11 protein-coding genes are annotated in these 9,660 nt (G+C 70.9%); all 11 read left to right on the plus strand.

The features are described from left to right. On the plus strand, positions 1–611 hold a 611-nt coding region (locus VF665_RS10210; protein WP_331053320.1), incomplete at its 5' end, for a UDP-3-O-(3-hydroxymyristoyl)glucosamine N-acyltransferase. A gap of 19 nt (positions 612–630) precedes the next feature. After that, positions 631–1,929: a bifunctional UDP-3-O-[3-hydroxymyristoyl] N-acetylglucosamine deacetylase/3-hydroxyacyl-ACP dehydratase gene (locus tag VF665_RS10215; RefSeq protein WP_331053321.1), complete on the plus strand. Its 1,299-nt coding sequence runs from the start codon at positions 631–633 to the stop codon at positions 1,927–1,929. 10 nt (positions 1,930–1,939) lie between these two features. Continuing rightward, complete coding sequence (gene lpxA / locus VF665_RS10220; protein ID WP_331053322.1) at positions 1,940–2,728, plus strand: acyl-ACP--UDP-N-acetylglucosamine O-acyltransferase; 789 nt, start codon at positions 1,940–1,942, stop codon at positions 2,726–2,728. Next, positions 2,728–3,711: a Gfo/Idh/MocA family oxidoreductase gene (locus tag VF665_RS10225; protein WP_331053323.1), complete on the plus strand. Its 984-nt coding sequence runs from the start codon at positions 2,728–2,730 to the stop codon at positions 3,709–3,711. The genes lpxA and VF665_RS10225 overlap by 1 nt, the downstream gene beginning before the upstream one ends. Before the next feature lie 48 nt (positions 3,712–3,759). After that, a complete protein-coding gene (lpxB, locus tag VF665_RS10230) occupies positions 3,760–4,923 on the plus strand; it encodes a lipid-A-disaccharide synthase (RefSeq protein WP_331053324.1) in 1,164 nt (387 codons plus the stop codon). Next, complete coding sequence (locus VF665_RS10235; protein ID WP_331053325.1) at positions 4,920–5,624, plus strand: lysophospholipid acyltransferase family protein; 705 nt, start codon at positions 4,920–4,922, stop codon at positions 5,622–5,624. Before lpxB ends, VF665_RS10235 begins: the two co-directional genes overlap by 4 nt. A 202-nt stretch (positions 5,625–5,826) precedes the next feature. Next, positions 5,827–6,834, plus strand: a complete 1,008-nt coding sequence (locus VF665_RS10240; RefSeq protein ID WP_331053326.1) for a tetraacyldisaccharide 4'-kinase — start codon at positions 5,827–5,829, stop codon at positions 6,832–6,834. Next, positions 6,831–8,402: an L-aspartate oxidase gene (gene nadB / locus VF665_RS10245; protein ID WP_331053327.1), complete on the plus strand. Its 1,572-nt coding sequence runs from the start codon at positions 6,831–6,833 to the stop codon at positions 8,400–8,402. Before VF665_RS10240 ends, nadB begins: the two co-directional genes overlap by 4 nt. A 15-nt stretch (positions 8,403–8,417) precedes the next feature. Further along, entirely contained in the window at positions 8,418–8,597 is a 180-nt protein-coding gene (locus VF665_RS10250; protein WP_331053328.1) for a hypothetical protein, read from the plus strand. A 146-nt stretch (positions 8,598–8,743) separates the two neighbouring features. Next, a complete protein-coding gene (locus tag VF665_RS10255; RefSeq protein ID WP_331053329.1) occupies positions 8,744–8,995 on the plus strand; it encodes an addiction module protein in 252 nt (83 codons plus the stop codon). A 30-nt stretch (positions 8,996–9,025) separates the two neighbouring features. Then, on the plus strand, positions 9,026–9,502 hold the full coding sequence (locus VF665_RS10260) for a 23S rRNA (pseudouridine(1915)-N(3))-methyltransferase RlmH (protein ID WP_331053330.1): 477 nt from the start codon (positions 9,026–9,028) through the stop codon (positions 9,500–9,502). Positions 9,503–9,660: the final 158 nt, after the last annotated feature.

A 9,660-nucleotide genomic window follows, 5' to 3' on the forward strand; every position in this document is an offset into this window, starting at 1 on the left:
TGGTGCTGCACCCCCACGTGACGCTGTACGACGGCGTGCGGGTGGGCGACCGCTGCATCGTGCACGGCGGGGCCCGGCTGGGCGCGGACGGCTTCGGCTACGTCCCGGACGCCGCCGGGCTGCGCAAGATGCCGCAGGTGGGCGGCTGCGTGCTGGAAGCCGACGTGGAGGTGGGGGCCAACACCACCATCGACCGCGGCTCCATCGGCGACACGGTGGTGGGGCGGGGGACCAAGATCGACAACCTGGTGATGATCGGGCACAACTGCCGCATCGGGCGCCACGTGATCATCGTCTCCCAGGTGGGGATCAGCGGCAGCACGCGGGTGGGCGACGGCGCCGTGCTGGGCGGCCAGGCCGGCGTGCAGGGCCACATCGAGATCGGCGCGGGCGCGCGCATCGGCGCGCAGGCCGGGGTGACGGCCAGCGTGGACCCGGGCGTCACCGTCAGCGGATACCCGGCCCGCCCGCACCGCGAGGCGCTGCGCGTGCAGGCCGCGGTGTTCGCGCTGCCCAGGCTGGTGGAGCGCCTGCGGGCGCTGGAAAAGATCGTTCTTGGCCGGGGCGCGAAGGGCGCGCCGGCCGATGCAGAGCAGACCGACGGCCCCTGAGCCGATCCCCGAGCGAACCATGCCCACGACCACGCCACGCCAGAACACGCTCGCCCGCCCCGCCGAACTGCGGGGCGTGGGGCTTCACACCGGGGCCGAGGTGCTGCTGCGCCTTGTGCCCGCCCCCGTGAACACGGGGATCGTATTCCGCCGCACGGACCTGGACGGCAGCCCCGAGGTGCCCGCCCACGTGTCGCACGTGGTGGGGACGGAGCTGGGCACCTCCATTGGCCTGGGCGAGGCGCGCATCCACACGGTGGAGCACCTGCTGGCCGCCATGGTGGTCCGGCAGATCGACAACGCCTACGTGGAAGTGAGCGGCGAAGAAGTGCCCGCCGCGGACGGCAGCGCGCGCCCCTTCGACGAGCTGCTGGCGGAGTGCGGTCGCGAGGAGCAGGACGCGCCCGCCCGCTTTCTGACGGTGGACGAGGCGTTCTCGCTGAGCGCCAAGGGGGGCGCGGAGTACGTGGTGGCCCCCTCGCCGGACCAGCGCGTGTCGGCCACCATCGAGTTCGACCACCCGCTGATCGGCCGGCAGTTCGGCAGCTTTCGCGTGGACGCGGAGCGCTTTCCCGGCGACGTGCTGGCGGCGCGCACCTTCTGCTTTGCCCGCGACGTGGACGCCATGCGCGGCCGTGGGCTGGCGATGGGCGGCTCGCAGGAGAACGCCGTGGTCCTGTCCGAAACGGGGCTGGTGGAAGGGACGGAGCTGCGCTTTGCCGACGAGTTCGTGCGCCACAAGGCGCTGGACATCGTGGGCGACCTGGCGCTGGTGGGGGCGCGGCTGCGGGCGCACGTGGTGGCCGAGCGCCCGGGGCACCTGGGCAACGTGGCGCTCGCGAAGGAGCTTGTGGCCCGGGCGGAGCGCAAGGCGCTGGCGCGGCCCATTCTGAACATCGAGCAGATCATGCAGTACCTGCCCCACCGGTACCCGTTCCTGCTGGTGGACCGGGTGGTGGAGTTCGAGGAGCGCAAGCGCATCGTGGGGCTCAAGAACGTCACCATCAACGAGCCGTTCTTCCAGGGCCACTTTCCCGGCCGGCCGGTGATGCCAGGGGTGATGATCATCGAGGCGATGGCGCAGGTGGGCGGGCTGCTGGTGCTGGAGAACGTGGAGGGGCTGGAGGACAAGGTCATCTACTTCCTGGGGCTGGACAACGTGCGCTGGCGCCGGCCGGTGACCCCCGGCGACCAGATCCGCTTTGAAGTGGAGCTGGTGCAGGTGCGCGGGGCAACGGTAAAGATGCGCGGCGTGGGCACCGTGGACGGCCAGCTGTGCGCCGAAGCGGAGATGATGGCCCGCGTCGTGGACCGTTGAGGTGGAGCCGATGCTTACTTTGAACGAGGCCAGGATCCACCCCACCGCCATCATCGATCCGTCGGCGGAGCTGGGCGAGGACGTGTCGGTGGGGCCGTTTTCCATCATCGGGCCCAACGTGACCATCGGCGCGCGCACGCAGATCGCCAGCCACGTGCTGATCGAGCGCGACACCGAGGTGGGCGAGGACTGCCGCATCTTTCAGGGCGCGGTGCTGGGGACGGACCCGCAGGACCTGAAGTACAACGGCGAGCACACCCGTCTTGTCGTGGGCGCGCGCACGATGCTGCGCGAGTACACCACGCTGAACCGCGGCACTTCCGCGCTGGGCTACACCCGCGTGGGGAGCGACTGCATGCTGATGGCGTACGTGCACGTGGCGCACGACTGCCAGATCGGCGACCACGTGATCATGAGCAACGCCGTGAACATGGCGGGGCACGTGACCATCGGCGACTGGGCCATCATCGGCGGCATGACGCCCATTCACCAGTTCGTCCGCATCGGTGCGCACGCCTTCATCGGCGGGCAGTCGCGCATCGCCAAGGACATTCCGCCGTTCGTGAAGGCGGCGGGGATTCCCGTCGAATTGTACGGGTTGAATTCCGTGGGCCTGCAGCGCCGCGGCTTCAGCGAGGAGACGCGCCGCGAGCTCAAGCGCGCCTACCGCCTGTTCTTTGGCAGCACGCACAACACCACGCAGGCGCTGGCCCGCGCGCGCGAGGAGCTGCGCTCGCTTCCCGAGGTGGAGGAGTTCCTGGGCTTCTTTGAAAAGTCGTCGCGCGGGGTGTCGCTCTGATGCGCGTGGGCGTGCTGGGCGTGGGAAGCCTGGGCTTTCACCACGCCCGCATCCTTCGCGAGGTGGCGGGCGCGGAGATGGCCGGCGTGTTCGACGACAGCGCCGAGCGGCTGGACAAGGTGTCGGCCGAGCTGGGCGTGCGCGCATTCCGCACGGCGGATGAGCTGCTGGCCAACGTGGACGCGGCGGTGATCGCCGTCCCCACCACGGTGCACGCGCAGGTGGCCATGGCGGCCATCGACGCGGGCGTGCACCTGCTGATTGAAAAGCCGATCGCGAGCACGCTGGACGAGGCGAACCGCATCGTCACGGCGGCGGCGGAAAAGAAGCTCGTCGTCGCCACCGGGCACGTGGAGCGCTTCAACGGCGCGCTGCGGGCCTGCGAGCCGTACCTGGAGGATCCGCGCTTTGTGGAGAGCCATCGCTTGGCGCCGTTCAACCCTCGCGGGACGGACGTGGCGGTGGTGCTGGACCTGATGATCCACGACATCGACCTGGTGCTGGGCCTCGTCCGCCGCCCGGTGGAGGGGCTGGACGCCATCGGCGTTCCCGTGCTGACGCCCAGCGCCGACATCGCCAACGCGCGGCTGAACTTCAGCAACGGCGCGGTCGCCAACATCACCGCCAGCCGCGTGAGTTTTGAACGGATGCGCAAGGTGCGCTTCTTTCAGAACAGCGGCTACATGTCGCTGGACCTGGCCGCGGGAACGGGGGAGTTCCTTCGATTGAAGCCGGGGCAGCGCCTGCCGGACGGGGAGATCGGCGTGGCGGCGCTGCTGGGACTCGTCGAGCGCATCGAGTTGAAGGGCGACGGGCAGGAGCCGCTGCGCGCGGAGCTGGAAGCGTGGGTGGCCGCCGTGCGCGGCGAAGGCCCGCTGGTCGTCAGCGGCGAGGCGGGGCGCGACGCGCTGGAGGTGGCGCTGCGGATCATGGAAAAGATCGAGCAGCACGCGGCCGCGGGCGCGGCGGACCTGCGCGCGTGACTTCGCGCGCGCGTCGGCGGATGCCCGTCTCCCGAGCGTTCGCCCGGCATGGCTGAGCCTGCGCCGGCCGCGGACGCCCGCCCGCTGACGATCTTCATCTCCGCGGGCGAGGAAAGCGGCGACCTGCACGGCGCGGCGCTCGCCCGGGCGCTGCGGGAGCGCTTTCCCCACGCGCGGCTCATTGGCCTTGGCGGCGCGCGGATGCAGGCGGAGGGCGTGTCGCTCTTCGCCGGACTGCGCGAGCTCGCCGTCATGGGGCTGGTGGAAGTGCTGCGCCATCTCCCCTTCTTCATGGACCTGCGCAAGCGCGTGTTCGCCGCCCTGGAGCGCGAGCGCGTGGACCTGGTCATCCCCATCGACTACCCCGGCTTCAACCTCCGCCTGGCGCGCCACGCAAAGGCGTCGGGCATTCCCGTGCTGTACTACATCGCGCCGCAGGTGTGGGCCTGGCACAAGAGCCGGGTGCGCGACCTTGCGCGCGACGCGGACCGGGTGGCCGTCGTGCTTCCGTTCGAGGAGGATTTCCTTCGCAAGGGCGGGGTGAACGCGACGTTCGTGGGGCATCCGCTGCTGGACCGCGCGGCCCCGCCGCTGCCGCGCGGCGAGTGGGCGCGGGCGCACGGGCTGGACCCCGCGCGTCCCATCCTGGCGCTCTTTCCCGGCAGCCGCGCGCAGGAGGTGGGGCGCCACCTGGAGCTGTTCAGCGCGGCGGCGGACCGCGTCGTGTCCAAGGATCCGCGGGTGCAGGTGGTGATCGGCGTGCCGGGCGGGATGGACCGCGCGGTATACGCCGGGTCGCGCTGGCCGCTGGTGGACAGCAAGGACGGGTTGCTGCAGTACGCGACCGCGGTGATCGCCAAGAGCGGCACGACGACGCTGGAGGCGGCGCTCGCACTGACGCCGCTCATCGTGGTCTACCGGATGAACGCGGCCAGCTACGCCGTGGCGCGCCGCCTGGTGAAGGTGCCACACATCGCGCTCGCCAACCTGATCGCGGAGGACCGCGTGGCGCCGGAGTTCATTCAGGACGCCGCCACGCCCGACGCGCTCGCGGACGCCGTGCTGCCGCTGCTGGACGAGGCGTCGCCGGAGCGCCGCCGGATGATCGACGGCTTCGCCGGCGTGCGCGACCGCCTGGGTGGGCCGGGTGCGTCCGCGCGGGTGGCGGCGCTCGCGGCGGAGCTGCTGGAGCGCACGCGGAGCGGCCGGTGAGCGGCGGCGAGCCGATCGACGGTGAGGTTTCGGCGGAGCTTCCGTCGGAGATGACGACGCGGCTCTCGCTCAAGGAGTCCGCGATCGCGGGGCTCGGCGGGGCCGCGCTGGACGCGCTGATGGCGTCGTGCCGGTACCGCACGGAAGGCGAAGAGCACTTCCGGCCGTTCTGGGACGCGGGGCAGCCCGTCATCTTTACGCTCTGGCACGGGCGGTTGCTCCCCTGCACCTACCACCACCGCCACCAGGGCGTGGTTACGCTCGTAAGCCTGCACCGCGACGGGGAATACATCACTCGCGCCGTGCGCCGCTGGGGGTACACCGCCGTCCGCGGATCCAGCAGCCGCGGCGGGCTGGATGCGCTCCGCGAGCTGATCCGCCACGTAAAGCACGGCCGCTCGCTGGCCATCACGCCGGACGGGCCGCGCGGCCCGCGGGAAAAGATGAAGCCCGGCCCCGTCATCATCGCGCAGCGCACCGGCGCGCCCATCATCCCCGTGGTGTCGGGCGCGAGCCGCGCGTCGTACTTCGGCGGATGGGACCGGTTTCTGATCCCGCATCCCTTTGCGCGGCTTCAGATTGCGTACGGCGAGCCGGTATTCGTGCCGCGCCGCGCGGACGAGGCGCAGATTCAGACCATCATGGACGACGTGGAGGTCCGGCTGGGCGGGCTGATGCGGCGCGTGGCGGAAAAGTGGTGATGGCGGGGATGGGCTTCGGCGCGGGCGGCGGGATTCGCGGCGGCCCCCACCCGGGCCGGCACCACCGGCCCACCCTCCCCCAAAAAAGACTGGGGGAGGGTTGTTCCCGGGGCATGGTCCGGCGAGGACGGGCGGGGATCGGCCCGGCGGACGTCCGGCTGGGTGCCGCGGCGCGGGGCGGCGCGTGAGCGTGGAGGCGTGGGTGCAGCGCTGGTGGGCGGGCGAGGCGGGCGCGGCGGGGCGCGCGGCGGACGTGGCGCTCGCGCCCGCGGAGGGCGCCTTCCGCGTGCTCACGCGCCTGCGCAACGGCGCGTTCGACCGCGGGTGGATGCGCAGCGAGCGCGTCGGCATCCCCGACGTCAGCGTGGGGAACGTGGCGGTGGGCGGGGCCGGAAAGACGCCCGTCTCCGCATGGATCGCGCGGCGGCTGCTGGAGTGGGGGCGAAAGCCCGCCATCGCCCTGCGTGGCTATGGGGAAGACGAGATCCAGGTGCACCACGAACTGAACCCCGGCGTCCCCGTGTTTCGCGGCGCGCGGCGGGTGGACGCGGCGCGGGAGGCGCAGTCCGCCGGGTGCGACGCGGTGGTGCTGGACGACGCGTTTCAGCACCGCGCGCTGGCGCGGGACCTGGACCTGGTGCTGATCGCCGCGGAATCGTGGGACGCGCATCCGCGCGTGCTCCCACGCGGCCCGTGGCGCGAAGGGGTGGACGCGCTCCGGCGCGCGGACCTGCTCGTCATCACCCGAAAGAGCGCATCCGCCGCGCGCGCGGGCGAGGTGGCGGCGGAACTGGGGCGACTGCTGCCGGAGATGCCCGTCGCGCAGATCGCGCTGCGGCCCGCGGAGCTGGTTCCGCTGCACGGCGCCGCTGCGATGGAGGTTTCCGCGCTGGCCGGGAGGCGGGTGCTGGCCGTGGCCGCGCTCGCCACGCCCGCGCCCTTCGTGGAGCACCTGCGCGCAACTGGCGCCACGGTGGACCCGGCGCTGTACCCGGACCACCACGAGTTCACGGCGGCGGAAGCGGAGGCGATCCGCGCCCGTTCGGCGGGTGGATGGATGGTGATGACGCACAAGGACGCGGTGAAGCTTCGCGCCCTGCTTCCCGCGGATGCGCCGGCCTTCGTGCTGCACCAGCGCGTGGAGGCGGGCGCCGGGGCTGACCTGCTGGATGCGGCGCTGCGGCGCGCGATCGAGGAGCCGACGACGTGATCCAGGCCGACGTGGTGGTGGTGGGGACGGGGATCGCGGGGCTTTCGTTCGCGCTCAAGGCGGCGCGCTACGGGTCCGTGGCCATCATCACCAAGAAGAGCCGCCCGGAAAGCAGCACCAACTGGGCGCAGGGCGGCATTGCGGCCGTGTTCGCCGCGGACGACTCGCCCGCGCTGCACATGGAAGACACGCTGGTGGCGGGCGCCGGGCTCTGTCATCCGGATTCCGTGGATGTCCTCGTTCGCGAGGGCCCGGAACGCGTCCGCGAACTGATCGACCTGGGCGTGAGCTTCACCCGCGCGGGCGACAACCTGTCGCTGGGCCTGGAGGGCGGGCACTCGCGCCGGCGCATTGTCCGCGCGGACGACCTCACGGGGCGCGAGATCGAGCGCGCGCTGCTGGCCGCCGCGGCGGAGACGGGGAACGTGACGGTCTATGAGAACCACCAGGCCGTGGATCTGCTGACCGCGCGCGAGCCCGGCGCCGTGGGCGACCGCTGCTGCGGCGTGCTGGCGCTGGATTCCGAGACGGGGATGCTGGTGCCCATCGCCGCGCGCGCGGTGATGCTGGCCACCGGAGGCGCCGGCCAGGTGTACCGCCACACGACGAATCCGTCCATCGCCACGGGGGACGGCGTTGCGATGGCGTACCGGGCCGGGGCGCGCGTGGCGAACATGGAGTTCATCCAGTTCCATCCCACGGCGCTGTATCCCGCCCGGGAGCGCACGTTTCTGATCTCCGAGGCGGTCCGCGGCGAGGGCGCAATCCTCAAGCGGCGCGACGGCACGCCCTTCATGCAGGACTATCACCCGCTCGCTTCGCTGGCGCCGCGGGACGTCGTTGCGCGCGCCATCGACCGGGAAATGAAGGCGAGCGGCGACCCGTACGTGCTGCTGGACTGCTCGGCCATTCCGGAGCACGAGATCCGCGAGCGCTTTCCCAACATTCTGCGGGAGACGGCGGAGCGGGGGATCGACATGCTCTGCGAGCCGCTTCCCGTGGTGCCCGCCGCTCACTACCTGTGCGGCGGCGTGCTGACGGATACGGACGGCCGCACCACCGTCCCCGGCCTGTACGCCGCGGGGGAAACGGCGTGCACCGGCGTGCACGGCGCCAACCGCCTGGCCAGCAACTCGCTGCTGGAGGCGGTCGTCTTTGCGCACCGCGCGGCGGCGCGGCTGGGTCCGGACCTGCGCTCCGCCCCCGCGCTGCAGCCGTCCCAGGCGGCCGTCCACGCCGGCACCCGCGAGGTGGATGACGCCGTCTTGGCGGAGGACCGCGAGGCTGTCCGCAATCTGATGTGGGAGCGCGTGGGAATCGTGCGCTCCGATGCGTGGCTGGCGGGAGCGGAGTCGCGGCTGGCGGAGGTCCAGGCGCGCGTCGGTGCGCTGTGGGCGGAGTGCCGGCCCACGCACGACCTGGTGGAGTTGCGCAACCTGGTGGAGTGCGCGCAACTGGTGGTACGCTGCGCGATACGCCGCAAGGAAAGCCGCGGCCTGAACTACAACATCGACCATCCGCACCGCGACAACGAACGCTGCCTGCGCGACACCTTGGTGATCCGCTGAGGGAGGTTACGGCTGATGAATAATCCTGACTTTCAAGTGGATGCCGTGGGTATGATGCGTGACATCCGCGATCAGCTGGGACGCGAGATTCAGGATCTCAGCCACGAGCAGGTCCTTGAGCATATCCGCGGATTGGTGCGCGCCGTGCCGATAGATTCGGAGTCGGAGCAGCCCGGTGGCGCCATCACCCGGTGAAGTTCTGGACCACTTACCTTACAGACAAACGTCGCCTGCCATCCCTTGGTGATCCGCTGACGCGCGGTTAAATTGGACGCAGGCAACGCTGCCCGTGGCTTTGCGGGTCGGCAGATTATCAGCTGCGCGGCGCGGATAGGCGAATCATGGAGCACTCTGGAGCGGCTTCTTGGGAATCGGAGCAGAGCCCGCTCTCGCCCGAGGAGCAGGCGCGCGTGGATGCCGCGTGGAGCCGGGAGATCGAGGCGCGGGTTCGCGCCTACCGCGCTGGCCAGATGCGCACGTGCTCGGTCGAGGAGGATCTCGCCGAATCAGCCGCGTTGCTGGCGGAACTCGGCATTGATTCAGATGATCCGGATGAGCCTGATGATTCGGAGACGCCGCCCCGGTTGATCTAACCTGTTGCACCCTCGAACCGTACCCTCGGGATGAAGGTTGGCGTGGCAGTGATCGGGCGGGCGAAGGGCGCCGTGGGCGATGCGATCTCGGAATACGAGACGCGCGCGCGGCGCTATTTCACGTTCGAGTCGGCGGAGCTCAAGGAGGAGGCGTACCGCGGCCGCGGCGACGCGCCCCGGGTGCGCGACGAGGAAGGGAAGCGACTGCTGGCCCGCGTGCCGGCGGGGTGCGACGTCATCGCGCTGCACGAGACGGGAAAGGCGTGGGACTCGCCGAAGCTCGCCGCGTACCTCGCCGACCTGCAGGTGCGCGCCAGCCCCGGGGCCGCGTTCCTGATCGGCGGCGCGTACGGCCTCTCGGACGAGATCCTGTCGCGCGCCACGCACCTGCTCTCCCTCGGCGCCTTTACCCTGCCGCACGAACTCGCGCGGCTGGTGCTCACGGAGCAGCTGTACCGCGCGGGGACGATCCTGCGCGGGGAGCCGTACCACAAGGGCAGGGAATAGGGAATAGGGAATAGGGAATAGGGAATAGGGAATAGGGAATAGGGAATAGGGAATAGGGAATAGGGAATAGGGAATAGGGAATAGGGAATAGGGACTAGGGAATAGGGAATAGGGAATAGGGAATAGGGAAGAGGGAATAGGGAATAGGGAACTTCGGG

The sequence above is a fragment of the Longimicrobium sp. genome, from assembly GCF_036387355.1.
Taxonomy (GTDB): domain Bacteria; phylum Gemmatimonadota; class Gemmatimonadetes; order Longimicrobiales; family Longimicrobiaceae; genus Longimicrobium.